Consider the following 21,946-nt stretch of genomic DNA (forward strand, 5'->3'; position numbering starts at 1 on the left):
ATGGAAAGCCGCGTTCTCATCCTTGCGCCCCATGGCCGCGACGCGCAGGTGATTGCGTCGGTGCTGCAGGGCGCCGACATCCGCTGCATGGTTTGCCCCGACGCACCCTGCCTGCTGGCCGAGCTGGAGAATTCCGCCGCCGCCGCGATCGTGACCGAGGAAGTGCTGGGCCGGGGGCTGGACCAGGCGCTGGGCCAGTTCCTGGTGCAGCAGCCCGCGTGGTCCGATTTTCCGTTTGTGGTGCTGAGCACCCGCCAGGCCAGCCGGCGCTCTGCGTCGGCGGCGGCATCGCTGCAGGCGCTGGGCAACGTAGTGCTGCTGGAGCGGCCGGTTAATCCCGAAACTTTGATGAGTGCCGTGCGCTCGGCCATGCGCGCCCGCGCGCGGCAGTACGCCACGCGAAGGCACCTGCTCGACATCGAGGCCGCCAAGCAGACGGTGGAGCAGCTGAACGCCGCGCTCGAAAACCGCATCGCCGAACGCACCAGCGACCTTGCGGGCGCCAACGACCTGCTGATGCGCGAGATCGCCGAGAAGGAGCGCATCCAGAACAAGGTCGTGCAAAGCCAGAAGCTCGAAGCCATCGGTCGGCTCACGGGCGGCATAGCGCACGACTTCAACAACCTGCTGCACGCGGTCAGCCTGAACCTGCAGCTCATCATGCGGCTGGGCAGCGACGCGCGCATTGCCGACTTCGCGCGCCGCGCGAAGGAATCGGTGGACCGGGGCGCACGCCTCACGGGGCAGCTGCTGTCGTTCGCGCGTGCGCAGAGCCTGCTGCCCAAGCTGCACGAAGTGAACGCGCTTGTGAGCAACCTGCGCGAGCTGATCGAGGTGTCGGTCGGCTCCAAGGTGCAGGTGCACATGGAGCTGGCCGACACCGACGCCTGGGCACTGCTCGACGGAGCCCAGCTGGAGATGGCGCTGCTCAACATGGCCGTCAACTCGCGTGACGCCATGCCCGATGGTGGCCGGCTCACCATCCGCACCCGCACCGAGCCCGCATCGGCCGAACATGCCACGCCACGCGTGCAGATCAGCGTGGAGGACACCGGCTGCGGCATCCCCGAAGCCCTGCAGGCCAAGGTGTTCGACCCCTTTTTCACCACCAAGGGCGACGGCGAGGGCACGGGCCTGGGGCTCAGCCAGGTCTACGGCTTTGCGCGCCAGTCGGGCGGCAGCGCAGAGATCCACAGCGTGGAAGGCGAAGGCACGACGGTGGTGCTGCAGTTCCCCCAGGTGGCCCAGGCCGCGCACGGTGGCGCGGGCGGCGCCGATGCGGCTGCGCGCAATGGCGGCGGAGGCAACGGCCAGGCCGAAAGGCGCGTGGAACTGCTGGTGGTGGAAGACGATGAAGCCGTGCGCCAAGGCATTGCCGAGGGCCTGCGGCTGCTGAAATACAGCGTGCGCGAGGCCTGCGACGGCGAAGCCGGCCTGCGCGAACTGCGCCGCACCCAACCCGACCTGATCATGGCTGACTACCTCATGCCCGGCATGAATGGCGCCGAGTTCATCGTCGCCGCCCGCGCGCTTTATCCCCACATCCCCGTGCTGGTGGCCACCGGCTACGCCGACATGGCCGAGGTGGAGCGCCTGGTGGGGGCGCAGTCCATCCTGAAGAAACCGTTTGACCTGGAAACGCTGAACGCGGCGGTGGGCGCGGAACTGGCGCGGCAGCGGGGGTAGCCCGCCCCCGGCGGGCGACAGGCACGGGTGCCTGGCTGGCTGAAAATTTGAATGTTTTTTGCCGTCAGCGCTTATCCAGTAAGCGCTTAGCGCTATCAATATGTGAGTGATTGGCTGATTGCCGAACCTTGTGTGTCGCCGACGTCCTCCGCCGTCACCCGCAGCGCCCCAGCGCCTGATCGATGTCCCACAGGATGTCATCCAGATCCTCGATACCCACCGACAGCCGCACCATGTCTGCGCTCACACCCGCGCGGGCCAGTTCCTCTTCGTTCAGCTGGCGGTGCGTGGTCGACGCGGGGTGAATCACCAGCGTCTTGGCATCGCCGATGTTGGCGAGGTGGCTCAAGAACTCGCAGGCGTCGATGAATTTCTCACCGGCGGCCGCACCCCCCTTCACGCCAAACGTGAGGATGCCCGAGGCGCCCGGTGCACCGTCCACCGCACGGAACTGCTTGTGCGCCAGGTCGTAGTACGGCGAATCCGTCAGCCCCGGATAGTTGACCCACGCCACCCGCGGGTGGCTCTGCAAGAACTTCGCCACGGCGAGCGCATTGCGGCAGTGCTCGCGCATGCGCAGGTGCAGGGTTTCGGCGCCCTGCAGCAGCTGCCACGCGGCCATGGGCGACAGCACGCCGCCAAAGGTGCGGTTGACCTCCATGCGCGCCTTCATCGTGTAGCCAAAGTCGCCAAAGGTCTCTAGAACTTCACGCCGTGGTAGGCGCGGCTGGGCTCCACCATCTCGGGGAATTTGCCGTTGTCCCACGGGAACCGGCCCCCTTCCACCACCACGCCGCCTATGGTGGTGCCGTGGCCGCCGATGTACTTGGTGGCGCTGTGCACCACGATGTCAGCGCCAAAGTCCAGCGGGTTGCACAGGTAGGGGCTGGCCACCGTGTTGTCGACGACCAATGGCACGTCGTAGGTATGGGCCATGTCGGCAATGGCGGCGATGTCGAGCACGTTGACCAGCGGGTTGCCGATGGTTTCGCCGTACACGGCGCGGGTGTTGGGCCGCATGGCGCGCGCGAAGTGGATGGGGTCGGCCGGGTCCACAAAGGTGGTCTCGATGCCCAGGCGAGAGAAGCCCACGCCCAGCTGCCCCACCGTGCCGCCATACAGCGTGCTGGCCGCCACGATGTGGTCGCCCGTTTTGAGGATGGCCAGCAGTGCCGCCATCTGCGCGGCCATGCCGCTGGCGCAGGCCAGGGCGGCGCGGCCGTTTTCAAGGCTGGCGATGCGCTCTTCGAACACCGCCACCGTGGGGTTGCTGATGCGGCTGTAGACATTGCCAAAGGTCTGCAGGTTGAACAGGCTGCTCGCGTGCTCGGCGTTGTCGAAGACAAAGCTGGTGGTCTGGTGGATGGGCGTGGCGCGTGCGCCGGTCACCGGGTCGGGCTGCGCGCCGGCGTGGACGGCGCGGGTGCCAAAGCCGAAGGCGCGGTCGGCGCCGGAGGAGGGTGGGGGCGTGGTGGTCATTGAAAGATTTGAATCAAATTGGCCTCCAGCGCTTATGGGGTAAGCGCTGGAAGCTATCAATAAGGGAGCTGACGAAGGCGCTTGGCGGAGATCACCTTGGTGTTCACGCCCATCCAGCCCAGGCCCCCAAACAGCCGCGCGTGTTCGATCTTCACGCAGCGGTTCTGGATCACCTGCAGCCCGGCGGCTTCGGCGCGTTGCCCGGCCGCCTCGTTCACCACGCCCAGCTGCAGCCACAGGCACTGGGCGCCGATGGCGACGGCCTCTTCGGCCAGCGGCGGGATGTCCTCGCTCTTGCGAAAGCAGTCCACCATGTCGATCTTCTGCCCCTGCGTGGCCAGCGCGGCGGCCGCCTCGGTCACGCTGGCGTAGGCGGCTTCTCCCAGGATCTGCCCGCCCTCGCGCGCGACGATCGGGTTGACCGGCACGATGCGGTAGCCATGCGCCTGCATGTACTTGGCGGCAAAGTAGCTGGGTCGGTGCCACTGGGGCGAAAGGCCCACCACCGCGAGCGTGCGGCAGTGGGTCAGCACGTGGCGCAGGGTGCTGATGGTGTCGGGGGTGTGCAGCATGCGCAGCAGTGTACGCATGGGCCAGAATAGCGTGGAGCAATCCAGCCAACCCATGCCATGAATCCCATAGAACAACAATTCTTCACCGACCTCGAAAAAAAGCTCTGGACCGCCGCCGACAAACTGCGCTCGTCCCTGGATGCCTCGGTCTACAAACACGTAGTACTGGGGCTGATCTTTTTGAAGTACGTCTCCGACGCATTTGAAGAACGGCAGAACGAGCTGCGCGCGCAGTTCCAAAACCCCGAGCACGACTACTACATGGACCCTGCCGAATACGGTGGCGTGGGCACGGCAGAGTACGAAGAAAACATCGCCGCCGAGTTGGAGGTGCGCGACTACTACACCGAGAAAAACGTCTTTTGGGTGCCGCTGGAGGCCCGCTGGCAAACCCTGCGCGACTGTGCCCAGATACCGCCCGGCGATGCATTGCCGTGGAATGCGCAAGGCAAAGACACCCCCGAAAAAATGCGCACGGTGGGTTGGCTCATCGACAACGCCATGGAAGCCGTGGAGCGCGAGAATCCCAAGCTCAAGAACGTGCTCAACAAAGACTTTGCACGCACCCAGATCGACAGCCACAAGCTGGCCGACTTGATTGCCCACTTCTCAGACACCAACTTCAGCCAACCCACCTTTGGTGGGCAGGTACTCAGCCTCAAAAGCAAAGACATCCTGGGCCATGTGTACGAATATTTTCTCGGCCAATTCGCCCTGGCCGAAGGCAAGAAGGGCGGCCAGTACTACACGCCAAAAAGCATCGTCACGCTGATTGTGGAAATGCTGCAGCCCTTCAAAGGCCGCGTGTACGACCCGGCCATGGGCTCGGGTGGCTTTTTTGTGCAGAGCGAAGAATTCATTGCCGAGCACGGCGGCGCCGTGGTCAAGGGCAAGACGGGCCAGATCAGCGTGTACGGCCAAGAGAGCAACCCCACCACCTGGAAGCTCGCCGCCATGAACATGGCCATACGCGGGCTGGACTTCAACTTTGGTGGCCAGCCCGGCGACACCCTGCAAAACGACCTGCACCCCGACCTGCGCGCCGATTACGTGATGGCCAATCCGCCCTTCAACATGAAGGAATGGTGGAGCGCCAAGCTGGAGAACGACCCGCGCTGGCTGCCTGGCTGCACCCCACCCCAAGGCAATGCCAACTTTGCCTGGCTGCAGCACATGCTCTACCACCTGGCCCCCACCGGCAGCATGGCCCTGCTGCTGGCCAATGGCTCCATGAGCAGCAATACCAACAACGAGGGCGAGATCCGCAAACAGTTGGTGGAGCGCGATTACGTGGAATGCATGGTGGCCTTGCCCGGCCAGCTGTTCACCAACACGCAGATTCCGGCCTGCATCTGGTTCCTGACCAAAGACAAGGCCAATGGCTTCAACCTGGACAGAAAGAAGCGCGACCGGCGCGGGCAGCTTCTGTTCATAGACGCCCGCCAGCTTGGCTACATGAAGGACCGTGTGCTGCGCGACTTCACGGTTGATGACATCAACAAGGTGGCAGATACCTTCCACGCCTGGCAGCACGGAGAAGCCTATGCAGACGCGCCGGGCTTCTGTTATTCGGCATCACTCGACGACATCCGCAAACATGATCATGTGCTGACGCCGGGGCGCTATGTAGGGGCTGAGGAGCAGGAGGAAAGCGGAGAAGTCTTCGCCGAAAAGATGAAAATTCTAACGGCGCAGTTAGCGGATCAGTTCACTGAGAGTGCCAAGCTGGAGGGGGAAATCAAGAAGAATTTGGCTGGGTTAGGCTATGGCTTCTGATATTCAATGGTTTGAGAAACCACTAGGTGAGGTCACCGTCAACCATGACGGGAAAAGAAGACCCGTCAAAGAGTCTGAACGAAAAAAGGGACCGTTCCCGTACTATGGAGCGTCTGGAATCGTTGACTATGTCGACGGCTACTTGTTCGAAGGGCGCCATCTTTTGATTGCTGAGGACGGCGAAAATCTTCGAACTAGACAGACACCCATCGCTTTCATGGCGGATGGGAAGTTCTGGGTCAACAACCACGCCCATATCGTGACGGGAAAGGGTGAAGTGACAACTGAGTACCTGCACTATTTCCTGCAGAACGCCGATATTCAGTCCTACCTCACTGGTGCCGTAATGCCCAAGTTAACGCAGGGCAATTTAAATCGAATTCCTGTTCGCTACCCTGACCCTGAATCTCAAAGATCAATCGTTCAGGTGCTTGGTTCGCTTGACGCAAAGATCGACCTCAACCGCCGCATCAACCAAACCCTCGAAACCATGGCGCAAGCCATCTTCCAATCGTGGTTTGTCGATTTCGACCCGGTCAAAGCCAAGATTGCCGCCAAAGCCGAAGGCCGCGACCCGCTGCGCGCCGCGATGAGTGCCCTCAGCGGCAAGGGGGGCGCCGAACTCGACGCCCTGCCACCCGAGCAATACGAACAACTCGCCGCCAATGCCGCGCTGTTTCCTGATGAGATGGAAGAGTCGGAGTTGGGGGAGATTCCGAAGGGGTGGTCTGTTCAGCGAGTAGGTGGCGTGATCGAACTGGCTTATGGTAAAGCACTCAAGTCAACTGACAGACAGGAAGGCAATGTGCCGGTTTATGGCTCCGGCGGTATCACTGGCCATCACAACATGCCACTTGTTCCGAATGGCTCAATCATCGTTGGCCGTAAAGGCACGGTAGGCAGTCTGTACTGGGAAGATAAGCCATTTTTCCCAATCGATACGACCTACTACGTGAGGCCATTGGCAGCGCCACTGACGTTTTGCTTCTACGCAATGCAGACTATGGGGCTGGAGAAGATGAATACCGATGCGGCTGTGCCCGGCCTCAACCGAGAGAATGTCTATCGCCTCGAATTAGTTCTGCCTGATTCAACTGCGCTGCAGCAGTTTGATATTCAAGTAGTGTCTCTGCGCAATGCAATGCGCTCAAATCTGGAATCCAGCCAGTCACTGGCCCATCTTCGCGACGCACTCCTCCCCAAACTCCTCTCTGGCGAACTGTCGGTTGCCGATGCCATGGCGGAGGCTGAAGCGTGAGTGAAACAGAGCTTGTGTCCTCTGAGGGCAACATGCCGCAATCAAGCGACTACTTCGAAAAAATTCCACTCTGGGATGCTGATGGGAGCGCCAAGCGCTTCGAGGTCATGGCTGATGAATTGAGCGGCCGTATTCCAGTGACCCGCATAGAAAGCTGGCGTGACTTTACGAATCTGCTGGAGAACGATTTTTTCAATCGTCATGGGGTGCAGCTGGTGTTCCGTGGGCACCGCCGTCACGATTGGGGGCTGATGCCCACGCTGGGTCGGGTAACAACCAACGGCATCATCACAGAGGTACTGGCCGAGGGCCAGCTAGACCGTTTCAAGCGTGCGGTGCGCGGGCGGTTGAATGACACAGCGCTGGTGAACGAAGATGACGAGCTGTGGTCTGTGGGGCAACACCATGGGTTGATGACGCCGCTCCTCGACTGGACCTATTCGCCCTATGTGGCTCTGTTCTTCGCGTTCCACAAAGAAGACGACCGAGACGAAAAGGACAACCCTTACCGCGCGGTCTATGTTCTGAACAAGAGCTTCTTGGTAAATAACGAAACTGAAACAGGCATCCGAGTTTTTGAGCCGCGCAAAGATCACCATGGGCGGCTGGTGAATCAGGCTGGTCTGTTCACCTTCTCGCCGTTTGACGCGACGCTGGAAAACAAACTGACAGATGTGCTCGCCGATGAGGAGGGTTTCACTGACGAAGAGTTGCGGTCTGCATCTGAAGAAGAGCAGCCAGAAATCCTCGCCCGCTACATCTGCAAGATCTACATCCGAAACGAAGAACGCGATGCCTGCGTGCACCACTTGCGGCGCATGAACGTTCACCACGCCAGTCTGTTCCCGGATCTGATTGGCGCATCGGATTACTGCAACATCCTCACGGCCGAGGCGGAGCAAGCCGCGGAGATTGCGCGCCAGGCGGCGAAAGCAGCGGCGAATGTCTCTGCGCCCGCTGCTCAGCCACCGGTTCCAACAGCCGACGTTCCTCCAGCGAACGCAACCTCTGCGCACAGCATTGAGGACGTTCTACGCGCACTTGCAGAGGCGCAGCAGGTAGAACCAGGTCGAGTTGCGGTGATTGCACAGGAACTGGCCAGGGTTCTCGCCAGCAATCAAGTGGTGGATTGGGACAAGCGCGAGGGGGTGCAAGCGGGGCTGCGCACCGGTATCCGTGTTGCGCTGCGAAAGCATGGCTACCCGCAAGTTCTGTGGGATACGGTGACTGAGCAGGTTTTGGAATTGGTCAAGAAGGCTGGTGGAGACCCCGTCCCATGATCGAAATTTGGGCCCTCAAAGACCAAGCTTTCGTAAGCGAGTCCGTGTTACTCGAAGACAAAATGGCCTATACATGCGCGGGTGGGTTTGCACCGCCCGACGATTTTTGGCCTACCTCCAACGCCATGGTCGCAAACTATGACGCTGCATTGGAGGGTGGAGTATGACCGAATCCATCCACATCTACTGCGACGAGTCCTGTCACCTGGAAAACGATGGCATGAAGGCCATGGTGCTCGGGGCCTTGTGGTGCCCGGCATCGCACCGCAAATTCCTGGCGCGCAAGATCAAGGCGCTGAAGGCAGAGCATGGCTTGCCCGCCAGTTTTGAAATCAAGTGGGTCAAGGTGTCGCCGGGCCAGTTGCCGTTTTACCAGGCGCTGCTGGACTTGTTTTTTGATGAGCCACTGCTGCACTTTCGCGGGCTGGTGGTGCCAGACAAGCAGGCGCTGGACCACGGGCGGTTTGCGCAGAACCACGACGATTTTTATTACAAGCAGTGGTACACGCTGCTCAATCGCCTGATCGACCCTGAGAAGCGTTACCGCATCTATCTGGACATCAAGGACACGCGGGGGCAAAAGAAGGTGCTCAAGCTGCACGATGTGCTGTGCAACGCCAACTACGACTTTGATCGCAGCATCATTGAGTCGATTGAACTGGTGCAGTCCCACGATGTGCTGTTGCTGCAGCTGGCCGACGTGCTGATTGGTGCGCTGTCTTATGTGCACCGGGGGCTGCACGACAGCCCCGCCAAACAGGCGCTGGTGGCACACCTGCGGCACCGCTCGGGACTTCGATTGGAGCAAAGCTCGCTGTTGCGGGCGGAGAAGTTCAACCTGTTCGTCTGGAAGGCGCAGACCTGATGCCGCCGCCAGAACTGATGTTGTTGGCCAGTTACCCTGACTGGGCCATCTACGAGGATGCTCTCTACGCAGCGTATTTGGAGACCGTGGCACATGCGGGCCTGGTGTTCAGGGGCGACCCGGTCAAGGTGCGCTACATGCCAGAGTCCAAACGCAAGGGCTACGGTTTTTGGCACTTGATCTCGGAGGCGCCGGATCAGGGCAATCGCGATGAGGATGAGCGCATTCCCGATCTACGCCGTTGCGAGCGTGTACGGTGGGTGGCTTGGTGTATTCAAAATGCCCATGAAGCAGGCTTTTCGTGGTGGGAGAACGAGCGTGGCCGAGAAACCCATGTGGTGATCTGGGCGGAGGAGCACGATTTCGCTGTGGTGCTAGCCAAGCGCCTGACGCAACAGGGCCCGCGTTTCTATCTGCTCAAGACCGCGTACTGCCTGCGGTCGCACACGATCCGCAAATTCACCAAGGAGCGGGACGCATGGCGGGCAGCCCAAAAAGACTGAAGCCCCGGCACATTGCTGTGCAAGGGCTTCGGATACTCCTTCTACACGTGGTAGATGAGCTGCATAGGAGTTTACCAGACGCACCTGGAACCGGCAAACCCGGCGTAATGCAGGGCGATGTGCGCGGTGGGGGCGAGCTTCTCACTTTTTGGGGCTCTGTGTGACTAATGTGGCCCTGCAGCATGGGCCTCAAACCGGGAGCATGGGGGTGGCCGATCTCCAGATAGGTCGATTTTTCTCGTGTTTTTCGACATGTTTTTGCGACGTGTCGAATCCATCGACAGGTCATCGCGTCTTGTGCCCGTTGCTATCCCATCGCAAATGCGGAATGGTCGTTCTATGTTTGCCAAGTCGTTGATTGTTATGGTTTTTCTTATTTCATCGCAAATCGTGGCGGGTGCAACGGCAAGTAATTTCACATGCTGAACGAGCAACAACTCGAAGAACTCTGCCTGGGCTGGTTTCAGGACGCTGGCTGGCGGTTTGCCCACGGCCCGGACATTGCGCCCGACAGCAGCGCCCCGGAGCGCACCGACTACCGGCAGGTGGTGCTGCGCGAGCGCTTGCTCACGGCGCTGGCGCGCATCAACCCGCACATTCCGCCCGCCGCGCTGGAGCAGGCTGCACATGCGCTGCAAACGGTGAGCGAGCCGCAAATGGTGGTGCGCAACCGCAGCGTGCACCGCTTGTTGCTGGGCGGTTTGCTGGTGGAGTTTGCGGTGGGGGATGAGAAGAAGACCGATCTGGTGCACTTCATCGACTTTGCGCAGCCCAGCAACAACGATTTTTTGGTGGTGAACCAGTTCACCATCACCGGCACCAAGCAGCCGCGCCGCCCGGATGTGATCGCCTTCATCAACGGCCTGCCCTTGGCGGTGGTGGAGTTGAAGAACCCCGCCAACGAACAGACGGACGTGTGGGACGCCTTCAACCAGCTGCAGACCTACAAGGACGAGATCAGCGACCTGTTCAACACCAACGCGGCCTTGGTGGTGAGCGATGGTTTCACGGCCCGGGTGGGCTCGCTCACGGCCAATGCGGAGCGCATGCTGCCCTGGCGCACCATTGCCAACGAAGATGACCGGCCCCGCTTGCAGATGGAGCTGGAGACGGTGGTGCGGGGCTTTTTCAAGCCCGAGCTGTTCCTAGACTATGTGCGGCACTTTGTGCTGTTTGAGCAGGATGGCGACCACATCGTGAAGAAGGTGGCGGGCTACCACCAGTTCCATGCGGTGCGCGAAGCGGTGCGCGCCACGGTGATTGCGGCGCAAGACGTGGGCAAAAGCGTGTTGGAGGTGCATGAAGAGCGCGCGACCTATGGCAAAGAGGTGCAGCCGGGCTCGCGCAAGGCGGGCGTGGTTTGGCACACACAGGGCTCGGGCAAGAGCATCACCATGGCCTGCTACGCGGGCAAGTTGCTGCAGCAGCCCGAAATGAAGAACCCCACGCTGGTGGTGGTGACCGACCGCAACGATCTGGATGGCCAGCTGTTCGCCACCTTCAGCGCCGCCAGTGATCTACTCAAAACCACCCCTGTGCAGGCTGGCGACCGCGACGAGTTGCGACAGATGCTGGCCTCGCGCGAGGCGGGCGGCATCATCTTCACTACGGTGCAAAAGTTTGCGCTGCTGGATGGCGAAGAGGCGCACCCCTTGCTCTCCACGCGCACCAACATCGTGGTGATCTCGGACGAGGCCCACCGCAGCCAGTACGGCACCAAGGGGCGACTGGACACCAAGACGGGGCGCTATGTGTTTGGCTACGCCAAGCACCTGCGCGATGCGCTGAAGAACGCCACGTTCATCGGCTTTACCGGCACACCCATTTCGCTGGAGGACAAAGACACGCGTGCGGTGTTTGGCGACTACGTCAGCATCTATGACATTCAGGATGCGGTGGATGACGGCGCAACGGTGCCCATCTTTTACGAAAGCCGTCTGGCCAAGCTGGACGTGAACCAGGCCGATATTGATGCGCTGAATGCGCAGGTCGATGAAGTCGTCGAGGACGAAGAGGACATTGCCAGCCGCGAGAAGACCAAGAGTGAATGGGCGGCGCTGGAGAAGCTGGTGGGCTCCGAGCCCCGGCTGCAGCAGGTGGCGCGCGATCTGATTCAGCACTTTGAGGCGCGCATCTCTGTGGCGGATGGCAAGGCCATGATCGTGTGCATGAGCCGAGACATTTGCGCCCAGCTCTACAACGCCATCGTCAGCCTGCGCCCCGACTGGCACAGCGCTGACCCAGAGCGGGGCGCCATCAAGATCGTGATGACAGGCTCTGCCGCCGATAAGGCGCTGCTGCAGCCGCACCTGTACAGCAAGCAGGTGAAGAAGCGGCTGGAGGCGCGCTTCAAAGATGTGCGCGACCCTTTGAGGCTGGTGATCGTGCGCGACATGTGGTTGACGGGGTTTGATGCGCCGTGCTGCCACACCATGTACATCGACAAGCCCATGAAGGGCCACAACCTGATGCAGGCCATTGCGCGGGTCAACCGCGTGTTCAAGAACAAGCCGGGCGGCTTGGTGGTGGACTACATCGGCATTGCCAACGAACTCAAGGCGGCACTGAAGGCTTATACCGACGCCAAAGGCAAGGGCGACCCCACGCACAGCGCTGCGGAGGCGTTGGCGGTGCTGATGGAGAAAATGGACATCGTGCGCGGCATGATGCAAGGCTTTGACTACAGCGCGTTTGAGGCCCAGGCCCTGCCACTGCTAGTGCCTGCAGCCAACCACATCCTGGGGTTGAAGGACGGCAAGACGCGCTTTCTCGACACCATGGTGGCGGTGGCCAAGGCGTTCTCTCTGTGCGGCACGCTGGATGAATCGGCTGCGCTGCGCAAGGAGATTGCCTTCTTCTCGGCCATCAAGGCGGCCATTGGCAAGTTCACCACTGTGGACAAGAAGCGCAGTGACGCCGAGAAGAACAGTGCGCTCAAACAGATTTTGGACAACGCCATCATTTCAGACGGTGTAGCCGATGTGTTTGCGCTGGCCGGGCTGGACAAGCCCAACATTGGGCTGCTGTCGGACGAATTTCTGGACGACGTGCGGCAGATGGATAGCCGCAACCTGGCGGTGGAGCTGCTGGAGAAGCTGCTGCGCGACGAGATCAAGGCGCGGGCACGCAACAACGTGGTGCAGGAAAAGAAGTACGGCGACCGGCTGCTGGAGACACTGCGCAAGTACCACAACCGTGCGGTAGAGACGGCTCAGGTCATCGAAGAACTGATCCAGATGGCCAAGGAGTTTCAGGCGGCGCTCAAGCGCGAGGATGCGCTGGGACTTGGGCGCGACGAAATCGCGTTCTACGACGCACTCGCCAACAATGAAAGTGCCGTGCGAGAGCTGGGCGATGAAGTGCTGAAAAAGATCGCTATAGAGATCACTGAGAAGCTGCGGGCTAGCACTTCGGTGGATTGGCAGGTGCGCGAAAGCGTGCGTGCCAAGCTCCGCATCCTGGTTCGGCGGTGTCTGCAGAAGTGGAAGTACCCGCCTGACATGCAGCTGGAGGCCGTGGAGTTGGTGCTAAAGCAGGCGGAGTCGTTGTCGAGTGCTTGGACGATTTAGCGGGGGGGATTTTTTGGTGAGCCGTCCCGACAAAGTACCGGGTCAGGCGGGCGACTTGTACTTGATGCTGCAGCCGTAAGGCTTCGTCGTCGCCGCCGAGATCGGCTTGCCTGCCAGCGCCTCGGTCAGCCCCGCCTTCACATAGTTGGTGGCCTTCTCGATGTCCGCCGGGCGGGCCGAGGGGATGCTGTCGATGCCACCCGCGTACACCAGCACGCCCTGCGGGTTGACGATGTACATGTGCGGCGTGGTGCGCGCGCCGTAGCTCTTGCCCACGGTGCCTTCCTCGTCCATCAGCACGGCGGTGGGTGCGGCCTTGCGCTCGGTCTTCCAGGCCATCAGCTGGGCGGGCTCCAGGTAGTCGCTGCTGGCCTTTTCGGTGGAATTGATGGACAGCCACACCACGCCCTGGCCGGTGGCGTCTTTCTGCGTGGCGGGCATGTTGCCGCTGTCGTAGTGCTTGCGCACAAAGGGGCAGCCGGGGTTGGTCCATTCCAGCACCACGTGCTTGCCCTTGTAGTCCGACAGGCGCACGGTCTTGCCCGACGTGTCCTTGAGCGTGAAGTCGGGCGCGGGCTGGCCCACGGTGGCGGCGGCCTGCGCGCCCAGGGCGACCAGGGCGGCGGTGGCGATCAACGTACGGCGAAGCAGCTTCATGGCGAATCTCCTGTCGGTGGGGGTTGGCGGGGGGGCGAAAGCGGGAGGGGAGCAAGGGCTACAGCTGGGCGATGGTGGCGCGCACCTCGTCCACGCTGAGCACCTCGGTCAGCACCACCGGCGGCTGGCCGGGGCGGTAGAACACGTACACGGGCACGCCGCTGCGGCCCAGCGCGGCCAGCGCGGCGGTGATGGCGGGGTCGCGGCGCGTCCAGTCGGCGCGCAGCAGCGCCACGTTCTTGGCCTCAAGGTCGGCCAGCACACCGGCATCGGCCAGCGTGGTCTTCTTGTTGTACTGGCAGGTCACGCACCAGGCGGCGGTGAAGTCCACAAACACCGGGCGGCCGCTGGCCACGATCTGTTCGGCCGCGCCCGGCGCCCAGGGCTGCCAGCCATCGGCCAAAGCCTGCGTGGACGCCGTGGCGGACTGTGCGGCGGGGATCTGCGTGACGTGCGGCGCAAAGGCCCAGACCAACAGCGCCATGGCCGCCAGCGACACGCTGGCCATCCACACCCGCGCGCGGCCCGCCAGCGACAGCGCCCACACCACCAGCGACAGCCCCACCAGCAGGATCAAGAGCGCACCGGCGCCGTCGATGCCGCTTTGCTGGCCCAGCACCCACACCAGCCAGACCACGGTGGCGAACATCGGGAAGGCCATGAGCCTGCGAAAGGTCTCCATCCACGCGCCGGGGCGGGGCAGAGCGCGGGCCACGGCGGGCACCAAGCTGGCCGCGAGGTAGGGCAGGGCCAGCCCCAGCCCCAGCGCCGCGAACACGGCCAGGGCCTGCGGCGCGGGCAGCGTGGCCGTGAGGCCCAGCGACGCGCCCATGAACGGCGCGGTGCAGGGCGAGGCCACGGCCACGGCCAGCACGCCGGTGAGGAAGCTGTCGGCCACCGGGTGGCGCGCCTGCAGGCTGGCCACCGAAGAAGGCAGAAAATGCCCGAACTCGAACACGCCCGCGAGATTGAGCGCGATCAGCGTGAACAGCGCCGCCAGCGATGCCACCACGGCGGGCGACTGCAGCTGAAAGCCCCAGCCCACCGCCTCGCCCGCCGCACGCAGGCCCAGCATGAGCGCGCCGAGCAGCATGAACGACAGCACCACGCCCGCCGTGTAGGCGAGGCCGCTGATGCGGTGCGCACGCCGGTTATGCGCGTGCCGGGTGAAGCCCACCACCTTGATCGCCAGCACCGGGAACACGCAGGGCATGAGGTTGAGGATGAGCCCGCCGAGCAGCGCGCCCAGCAGCGCGGCGGTGAGGGTGAGGGACGAGGCGCCGGAGCCTGCCACCGGCGCGGCCGCGCCACCCGACTGCGCGGCGTTGGCCGCATTGGCCTTGAGGGCCGCCTCCAGCGCGGGCGATATGGCCGCCACCGATGCGCCCTGCGGCCAGGTGCCCAGCACCTTCAGCTCGGCGCGGTAGCCGGTGCGCGTGTCGGGGCCGCTGCCATGGCCGGGCGCGGCCTGCTCGGCCAGCACCACGGGCATCAGGCTGGGGCTGGCGCTGCGCTGGGCCGACAGGGGGATCTGCGCAGTCCACACGCTGCCGTTCCAGGCCTGCGGCCACTGCGCGGCGTTGTCGATGACCTCGGAGGTCTCGGGGAACAGGTCCAGGGCTTTGCCGCGCAGCGCCACGGGCAGGCCATGCACGCTCACGCTCAGCGCCTTGCCGTCGTCGGCAATCTGCGCCTGGCTGTCGGGAACGATGCCGCCCGTGCCCGCCAGCACGGGCCGGGGCTGGGTTTGGGCCGCCGCGTCGAACGCAGCGCCGTGCAGTGCCGTGGTGCTCTGGATCGGCAGCTGCAGCGTGAATTCGCCCTCCTCAGGGATGCACTCCTTGCGGCACACCAGCCACGAGGCGCGCAGCCGGATGGTGGCGTCCCGCACCAGCGCGCCCGGTGCGAAGGTGCTGGCCACGGTGACCGGCACGGGCAGCAGCACCGTGCCCTCGTAGCCATAGTTGGCCAGCGTGCCGATGGGGATCTTCTTGGGCAACGGCCAGGCGATCTCGCCAGCGTCCAGCCCGGCGGGCAAGGTCCAGGCCAGCTCGGTGGGCAGGCCCGAGTCGCCGGGGTTCTTCCAGTAGGTGTGCCATTCGGGCTGGTGGGTGATCGACAGGCCCAGCCACACCGGCTGGCCCGGCGCCACGCCCTGGGGGGCATGGGCCAGCAGCTCGGCACGCACGTGCGGGGTGGTGACCACGCTGCCGCCCCCCGCGGCGGAAGATTTGTTGCCAAATTGGGCGTTAGCGCTTGTCCATAAAGCGCTGGCAGCTATCAAAAATATAGTAACCGCGAGGCGGGAAATCAGGCGTGACGACATGGTTGCGGTGTGGGAGCGGGCGCGGCGCCGTTGGTTCCGGCGCCCTGCAAGCCGGGCGCCGGGCGTGCCGCCGGGTGCGCCATTGTGCGGCGGGTCGCCCAACCCGTGCCCGCTATGCCCCTTGCCCCGTGGCGGCGGCGGCCGCCTTCCGGCTCAGCGCGTGGCCAGGCTCAGCTCGGCGCGCGGTGTCCAGGGCTGCGGGCCGGGGCCTGATGAGGGCGCGGCCACGAACAGGCGCTCAGCGGGCAGCCTGCGCTGCTGAACGAGGTAGGCGCGCACCGCCTGGGCGCGCTGTGCGGCCAGCTCGGCAGCCTGGGCCTCGGTGGCGGTGTGCTGGGCCAGCAGCAGGGCCTCCATCTCGGGCTCGCTCAATTCCCTGGCAACGCCCACCAGATTGCGCGGCTTGGGCATGTCGGCACGGCGGTACGCCTCGCGCAGCAGGGCCGGGTACTCGTGCGGCTGCACCGCCGAGGCGTCGCCGGGCGTGGCGCGGCGCTTTTCGGCCAGCAGCTGCTGTGCCAGGCGCGCGCGCAGCAGGCCGTCGCGCTCGTGCGCGAGGCTGGCGGTGCCAGTCACCGTGAGCAGCAGGCTGGGGCGCTCCGCAAGGGCCTGCGCCACCTTGTCCAGGTTCTGCCGGGCCGCGTCCGTCAGTGCGGCACTGCCCGGCGCAAACGGAACCTGGCCCTGCGCCGCATCGCTGCCCCCCAGGGCACTCGCCAGAAGGCTGAAAGGCGATGTCAGCGCCTTGCCGACCAGGCTGAGCAGCAGCCTGCCGATCACGGGGCCCAGGCGGAATTCGGGGTCGTTCAGCGAGCCGCTGAGGGGCAGGTCCAGGTCGATCACGCCCTGGCGGTCGGCCAGGAGCGCCGTGGCCAGCTTGACCGGCAGGCTGCCGGGTGCGTCGGGCACGGGATCGCCGAACGCCAGCTGCTGCAGCACCACCCGGTTGCTGGCCGTGAGACGCCCGCCGGGCAGCACCTGGTAGCGCACGTCCATGCTGAGCTTGCCCCGCTCGATGCCGTGGCCCGCGTACTTGACAGCGTACGGGGACAGGGGCGGCAGCTCCAGGCCCTGCACCTTGCCCTTTATGTCCAGCGCCAGAGGCCGCGCCAGCGGGTTGAGCTTGCCGGTGACTTCCAGCGCCGCCGACCCCTCGGCGCGGCCGCGCAGCTCCAGCTCGGCCAGCGCGGGCGCACCGCCGGTCGGCAATGTCGAGAAGGCCCCCAGCTTGCCGGTCAGCTCGGACAGGTTGGCCGTGTAGTTGGGCTTGACGAAATAGTCCGAGAACAGCACCTTGCCATTGACCAGGCTCACCGGGCCGATGACCACCACGGGCGCCAGCGGGTCGGTCTGGCCAGCGGCCGCCGTGGGTGCCGGGACCGGCGCCGCTGCGGTGGTCGCCGCTGGCGCGCCAGGGGCGGCGCGGGCGTTGGCCTGCGCGCTGGCGGCGTTTGCCGCCTGCACTTCAGCCGGGGTCTTGGTGATGTCGCTCAGGTTGATGCGGCCGGCCTCGTTCACCGTGACGCGTGCGAAGAAATCCACGAGGCTGGTTTCCTTGACCTCCACGCGCGGTGCGGTGCCCGCACCGGTGTCGATGGCCAGGCCCTGCAGGTTCAGGCTTTTCCAGGACAGCAGCTCCTCGCCCACCTGGGCTTCGGTCTTGGGGGTGAAGGCGGCGGTGCTGTGGGCCGTGAGCGCCTCCACCACCCCGTCGCCCGCCAGACGCAGGCGCATGCCCTGGCGGACCGGCTCCAGCGCGACCTGTCCCCGGTAGCCCACGTCGGCGCGCAGCAGCTGCACGGCAAGCTGGCTGGCCAGGTAGCCATCCAGCGCGTGCAGCGGCAGTCGCGTGGCCGCCAGCTGGCCCTGCACGGCCAGCGGCTGCACGGCCAGGCTGCCTTCGAAGTCCATCTGGCCGTGGGGCAACCCGTCGCCGTGGCCGGCAGCCGCGACGCGCGCCGTGAGCCGCAGCGGCTCGGGCTTGCTGCCGTCGCTGGCCAGGTTGCGCGCGGCAATGCCCAGGCCCGTCACAGAGAGTGCCACGGGGCGCGGCTGGGCCTTGTCGGCAAAGGCGACCGAACCCCCTTGCAGCGAAAAGTCGGCCACGCGCAGCGTCCAGCGGGACGGCTCTGAGGGCGCGGGCACCTCGGGCGCGTCGGCAGCACCGCCCTGGGCCTGCGGGGCCGCCTTCAGCCAGCGCTCGAACATCCAGCGCCCGTCCGCGCCACGTTCCAAGGTCAGTTGCGGCTGGCGAAGGCTCAGGCGCTGCAGCGTGGCGATGCGGGTGTCCAGGGGCAGCTCGGCGCCCGCGATCTCGAGCGTGCCCACGCTGGCCCATGTGGCCTTGCCCTGGCGGACGGTGAGCTGCTCCACCGCCAGCGGGCCGGCGTGCACGGTGATGCCGGTGGAGCCGGTGGAGCCGTTCTGCGCGGACGGCTCTGCAGGGGCTTGCCACCGCACACCGAGGTCGCCGCTGAGCTGTCCGGCCAGCGTGGGTTCCAGCACGCCGGCCAGATAGGGGGCAGCCAGTTGCAGCGACAGTGCGTTCAGCGTGGTGCGCAGCTGGGCGCTTTGCCGCGTTGCTTCGCCGGTGAAGCGCAGCGTGCCCGCCTGCAGGTTGAGCCCACCCTGAAAGCTGAGCGGCCTGGCGTTCGCAGGGGCAAGGGGCCACGCGAGGTCGGCCGCCTCCAGCGTGACGGCCGTGGCCTGCAGGCTGGCGGCGGGGCGCGTGGTCTGGTCCGACCAGCGCAGCGTGCCGCCGCGCACGGCGGCCGTAGCGACTTCCACGGCCCAGGCAGGAGTGGCGGCTGCGGCCTGGGGGGCGCGGGCGGCTGCGCTGGATGCACCGGTCGCCGGTGAGGCTGCCGACGAGGCGGCTGGTGCCGCGCTGGTGCGGGCGCCGCCCAGCGCAGAGGGCGAGAGGTCGGCCGCAGATGCGGGCGCGGCCCGTTGCGCCAGGTTGATCCGGCCCAAGGCGTCGCGTGTGACCGTCAGCACGGGCGATGTCAGCTCCACATGCGACAGGCGTGCCATCTGCTCCAGCGGGCGCACATCGGCCATGTCGATCTTCAGCCGCTCGTAGCTCAGCAGCTCGGCCCCCTGGCGGTCTGCAATGCGCACGCCGCTGGCCTGCACGGTGCCGCTCAGCGCCACGGCCAGGCGCGGGTGCTGTTCAAAGGCCACTTTCACATGGGCATCCAGCGTGGCGGCCTGCACCTTGAAGGGCAGGCCGGCGGGCAGATAGGCCAGATAAGGGGCGAGGTTCAGCCCTTCCAACCGGATCTGCGCGTCGGCCTGGCCGGTCTGCGCAAACGGCGTGCCCTGCGCCGACGAGTCGAAGCGGCTGCCGTCGAGCGTGAACGCCAGGTGGGGCTCCACCTTCACCTCGCGCTGCGACGGCAGGGTGCTGATGAACGGGACTTTGAGGGACAGCGCGCGCACCTCGTGGGTCTCGCTGACGGTGGTGTCGATAAAGTCAATGCTGCCGCCCGCAAGCGCCAGGTTGTACAGGGCCAGGCGCGCGGGGCCTTTGTCGGGCTCGGTGTCGGGCACTGCGGGGCTGGCGGGCGCCGTGAGCCTGGCGATGATGTCGTCCACGTCATAGCGGCCGTCACCCAGGTGCGTGATGCGCAGCACGGGGGTGTCGATGGTGAGGGCGTCCACCACGGGCGCCCAGCGCAGCAGCGACTGCAGCTCGCCGTCGGCGTGAATGCGGCCGATGGTCAGCTGCGCGGATGCTCCCCGCACGCCCGCCACGGTGACCTCCCGCAGCGTGAACTCCAGGCTCCACGGCCGGAAGTCGACGCCGCCCACCGTGACCTCGCGCCCGAGGCGCTCGGACGCAAGCCGCTCCAGCGGCCCCTTGGCCAGCGGCGGGACGACCAGCCAGGCGACCAGGCACACCGCGACCCACCCGGCCAACACGCGCACCACGGGGCGAAACCAGGGCTGCTGGCGCAGGAGGGACACAACGAAGACGGAGCGCAGGGACATCGACATGGCAACGGAGCAGGGAGAGGCGCCGCAGCGTGGGAGGCAGAGCCGGTCACCACGGCCCAAGGGACGGGCTCGCGCTGCGCGCGGGCGCTATTGTCCGTGTTGCGCGGCGACCCGCGTAAGCCGATGCAACGTTCGGCCCCAGCACGCCGAGCCCCGCCCAGCGCTGCAAGCGCCGTATTTCGCTTCGCTCACGGGGCAAAGCCCAGCACCACCCTGCGGGTGGTGGCGCTTTTCTTCTCAATCTTCGTGACGATGATGGGGCCGATTTCGGCGGTGTTGGCCACGTGTGTGCCGCCGCAGGGTTGCAGGTCGATCAGGGGTGTGCTGCCGTCGCCGCCGATGCGGATGGTGCGGATGCGGCCGGTGCCGCGCGGGGGCTGCACGCTCATGCTCTTGACCAGTGCGGGGTTGGCATCCAGCTCCTCGTCGCTGATCGAGGCCACGGTGAGCGGGTGGGCGGCTGCGACCAGGGTGGCGATGGCGGCGGTCAGCTGCTCCTTGTCCAGCGGGTCGGTCATCGCGAAGTCGAGCCGCGCGTAGTCGGGCGTGATGGAGCAGCCGTTGACCAGCTGCGGCACCACATGGCACAGCAGGTGGCTGGTGGTGTGCAGGCGCATCATGCGGTGGCGGCGCTCCCAGTCGATGCGGGCCGTGACGGCGGTGCCCTCCGTCAGCTGCGCCAGGCGGTCGTCTTGCCCGGGGGCGGGCATGTGCACGATGTCGCTGGTGGGTTTGCCCTCGGCGTCCTTGCCCTTGCGGGTGTCGGCGATGGCGATCTCGCTGCCGTCGGCCAGCATCAGCACGCCGCTGTCGCCGGCTTGGCCGCCGCCCAGGGGGTAGAACACGGTCTGGTCGAGCACGATCCCGGCGTCGGTGACGGCGGTGATGTGGGCGCTGCATTCGCGCAGGTAGGCGTCTTGGCGGAAGAGGTCGTGGGTCATGCGGCGATGGTAGCGGGCCGCTGCGACTACCATCGCGCCATGACCGCTGCCGCCGTGCCCCCCTCCGCTTTCGCCGCGCTGCCCTCCCGTTTCTGGGCCGAGCTCTCCGCCCGCGACTTTGCCGCCCTCAAAACCACCGGCCAGGCGGACCAGGTGGTGGCCGTGCTGCCCGTGGCGGCCATCGAGCAGCATGGGCCGCATCTGCCCTTGTCGGTGGATGCCACCTTGCTGCAGGGCGTGATCGACGCGGCGCTGCCGCAGCTGCCTGCCAACCTGCCGGTGCTCTTCCTGCCGCCGCAGAACGTGGGCCTGAGCCCCGAGCACATCCGCTTTCCCGGCACGCTCACGCTGTCGCCCGCCACGGTGATCGCGCTGTGGACGGAGCTGGGCGAATGCGTGGCCCGTGCGGGCGTCAAGAAGCTGCTGCTCTTCAACGGCCACGGTGGCCAGGTCAGCGTGATGGACATCGTGGCGCGCGAGTTGCGCACGCGCTGCGGCCTCATCGTCTACAGCGCCAGCTGGTTCAGCCTGCCGCTGCCCGATGCGGTGGCCGGCCAGTTCAGCGCCGAGGAGCACCGCTTCGGCATCCACGCGGGCGAGATCGAGACATCGATGATGCTGCACCTGGCGCCCAGCACGGTGCAGATGCAGCATGCCCAGCATTTCCGGTCGACGTCGCAAGACCGCGCCGAGCGCCACGCCATTCTGGGCAATGGCAAAAGCGCCAAGCTGGGCTGGCAGATGCAGGACTACCACCCTGCCGGGGCGGTGGGCAACGCGGCGGCGGCCACGGCCGACAAAGGCCGGGCGGTGGTGGAGGCGGCCGGCGTGCAGCTCGCCGCGCTACTGCAGGAACTGGCAGCCCTGCCGCTCGACACGCTGCGCGACGCACCCACGGGCGCGTGATTGGTGGCGCACCCCCGGGGACCGGCAAGGCCAGACCCCTACAGCGAAGCCCTCGTCACAGCGACCGCAACGGGCGCGGCCCCATCTCCGGGGCAGCCGAGCAAGGGCCGCCCCGCAGCGAGGGCTGCG

At 65.4% G+C, this 21,946-nt stretch carries 13 protein-coding genes and 1 pseudogene; 8 read left to right on the top strand and 6 right to left on the bottom strand.

Annotation, left to right across the window (positions count from 1 at the left end; all coding sequences use genetic code 11):
* A complete protein-coding gene (locus ACOQFS_RS01240; protein ID WP_421561171.1) occupies window positions 1-1,686 on the top strand; it encodes a response regulator in 1,686 nt (561 codons plus the stop codon).
* A gap of 154 nt (window positions 1,687-1,840) precedes the next feature.
* Here the strand turns inward: ACOQFS_RS01240 and ACOQFS_RS01245 are convergent.
* Together ACOQFS_RS01245 and ACOQFS_RS01250 are read right to left on the bottom strand one after the other, a co-directional pair.
* Window positions 1,841-3,165 (bottom strand): annotated as a pseudogene (locus ACOQFS_RS01245) (O-acetylhomoserine aminocarboxypropyltransferase/cysteine synthase family protein).
* A 56-nt stretch (window positions 3,166-3,221) separates the two neighbouring features.
* Entirely contained in the window at window positions 3,222-3,737 is a 516-nt protein-coding gene (locus tag ACOQFS_RS01250) for a CoA-binding protein (RefSeq protein WP_421561184.1), read from the bottom strand.
* Window positions 3,738-3,794: 57 nt separating this feature from the next.
* On the opposite strand from ACOQFS_RS01250, the gene ACOQFS_RS01255 reads away from it, so the two are divergent.
* From ACOQFS_RS01255 to ACOQFS_RS01280, 6 genes are all read left to right on the top strand, one after another.
* Window positions 3,795-5,513, top strand: coding sequence for a type I restriction-modification system subunit M (locus tag ACOQFS_RS01255; RefSeq protein ID WP_421561172.1), 1,719 nt, complete (start codon window positions 3,795-3,797; stop codon window positions 5,511-5,513).
* Complete coding sequence (locus ACOQFS_RS01260; RefSeq protein WP_421561173.1) at window positions 5,503-6,771, top strand: restriction endonuclease subunit S; 1,269 nt, start codon at window positions 5,503-5,505, stop codon at window positions 6,769-6,771. Before ACOQFS_RS01255 ends, ACOQFS_RS01260 begins: the two co-directional genes overlap by 11 nt.
* Window positions 6,768-8,051 carry an FRG domain-containing protein gene (locus ACOQFS_RS01265; protein ID WP_421561174.1) on the top strand — a complete coding sequence of 428 codons (1,284 nt, stop codon included), beginning with the start codon at window positions 6,768-6,770 and terminating at the stop codon, window positions 8,049-8,051. Before ACOQFS_RS01260 ends, ACOQFS_RS01265 begins: the two co-directional genes overlap by 4 nt.
* Window positions 8,052-8,214: 163 nt before the next feature.
* Entirely contained in the window at window positions 8,215-8,916 is a 702-nt protein-coding gene (locus ACOQFS_RS01270; protein ID WP_421561175.1) for a DUF3800 domain-containing protein, read from the top strand.
* On the top strand, window positions 8,916-9,419 hold the full coding sequence (locus ACOQFS_RS01275; RefSeq protein WP_421561176.1) for a hypothetical protein: 504 nt from the start codon (window positions 8,916-8,918) through the stop codon (window positions 9,417-9,419). Before ACOQFS_RS01270 ends, ACOQFS_RS01275 begins: the two co-directional genes overlap by 1 nt.
* 419 nt (window positions 9,420-9,838) lie before the next feature.
* Window positions 9,839-12,988, top strand: a complete 3,150-nt coding sequence (locus ACOQFS_RS01280) for a type I restriction endonuclease subunit R (protein WP_421561177.1) — start codon at window positions 9,839-9,841, stop codon at window positions 12,986-12,988.
* Between the two features lie 42 nt (window positions 12,989-13,030).
* Here the strand turns inward: ACOQFS_RS01280 and ACOQFS_RS01285 are convergent, their stop codons facing one another.
* From ACOQFS_RS01285 to ACOQFS_RS01300, 4 genes are all read right to left on the bottom strand, one after another.
* Window positions 13,031-13,645 carry a thioredoxin family protein gene (locus tag ACOQFS_RS01285; protein WP_421561178.1) on the bottom strand — a complete coding sequence of 205 codons (615 nt, stop codon included), beginning with the start codon at window positions 13,643-13,645 and terminating at the stop codon, window positions 13,031-13,033.
* 58 nt (window positions 13,646-13,703) lie between these two features.
* Window positions 13,704-15,971, bottom strand: coding sequence for a protein-disulfide reductase DsbD family protein (locus ACOQFS_RS01290; protein ID WP_421561179.1), 2,268 nt, complete (start codon window positions 15,969-15,971; stop codon window positions 13,704-13,706).
* Between the two features lie 153 nt (window positions 15,972-16,124).
* Complete coding sequence (locus ACOQFS_RS01295; RefSeq protein WP_421561180.1) at window positions 16,125-19,970, bottom strand: DUF748 domain-containing protein; 3,846 nt, start codon at window positions 19,968-19,970, stop codon at window positions 16,125-16,127.
* Window positions 19,971-20,158: 188 nt separating this feature from the next.
* Complete coding sequence (locus tag ACOQFS_RS01300) at window positions 20,159-20,911, bottom strand: alanyl-tRNA editing protein (RefSeq protein WP_421561181.1); 753 nt, start codon at window positions 20,909-20,911, stop codon at window positions 20,159-20,161.
* 39 nt (window positions 20,912-20,950) lie between these two features.
* Between ACOQFS_RS01300 and ACOQFS_RS01305 the strand changes: the two genes are divergently transcribed.
* Window positions 20,951-21,817, top strand: a complete 867-nt coding sequence (locus ACOQFS_RS01305) for a creatininase family protein (RefSeq protein ID WP_421561182.1) — start codon at window positions 20,951-20,953, stop codon at window positions 21,815-21,817.
* Window positions 21,818-21,946: the final 129 nt, after the last annotated feature.

Source organism: Paracidovorax sp. MALMAid1276 (assembly GCF_049198005.1).
Lineage (GTDB): Bacteria > Pseudomonadota > Gammaproteobacteria > Burkholderiales > Burkholderiaceae_C > Acidovorax.

Excerpts from the sequence above, each read along its gene's own strand:
- ACOQFS_RS01240 (WP_421561171.1), top strand. The coding sequence starts at position 1 with ATGGAAAGCCGCGTTCTCATCCTTGCGCCCCATGGCCGCGACGCGCAG.
- ACOQFS_RS01250 (WP_421561184.1), bottom strand. The coding sequence starts at position 3,737 with ATGCTGCACACCCCCGACACCATCAGCACCCTGCGCCACGTGCTGACC.
- ACOQFS_RS01255 (WP_421561172.1), top strand. The coding sequence starts at position 3,795 with ATGAATCCCATAGAACAACAATTCTTCACCGACCTCGAAAAAAAGCTC.
- ACOQFS_RS01260 (WP_421561173.1), top strand. The coding sequence starts at position 5,503 with ATGGCTTCTGATATTCAATGGTTTGAGAAACCACTAGGTGAGGTCACC.
- ACOQFS_RS01270 (WP_421561175.1), top strand. The coding sequence starts at position 8,215 with ATGACCGAATCCATCCACATCTACTGCGACGAGTCCTGTCACCTGGAA.
- ACOQFS_RS01275 (WP_421561176.1), top strand. The coding sequence starts at position 8,916 with ATGCCGCCGCCAGAACTGATGTTGTTGGCCAGTTACCCTGACTGGGCC.
- ACOQFS_RS01280 (WP_421561177.1), top strand. The coding sequence starts at position 9,839 with ATGCTGAACGAGCAACAACTCGAAGAACTCTGCCTGGGCTGGTTTCAG.
- ACOQFS_RS01285 (WP_421561178.1), bottom strand. The coding sequence starts at position 13,645 with ATGAAGCTGCTTCGCCGTACGTTGATCGCCACCGCCGCCCTGGTCGCC.
- ACOQFS_RS01290 (WP_421561179.1), bottom strand. The coding sequence starts at position 15,971 with ATGTCGTCACGCCTGATTTCCCGCCTCGCGGTTACTATATTTTTGATA.
- ACOQFS_RS01295 (WP_421561180.1), bottom strand. The coding sequence starts at position 19,970 with ATGTCGATGTCCCTGCGCTCCGTCTTCGTTGTGTCCCTCCTGCGCCAG.
- ACOQFS_RS01300 (WP_421561181.1), bottom strand. The coding sequence starts at position 20,911 with ATGACCCACGACCTCTTCCGCCAAGACGCCTACCTGCGCGAATGCAGC.
- ACOQFS_RS01305 (WP_421561182.1), top strand. The coding sequence starts at position 20,951 with ATGACCGCTGCCGCCGTGCCCCCCTCCGCTTTCGCCGCGCTGCCCTCC.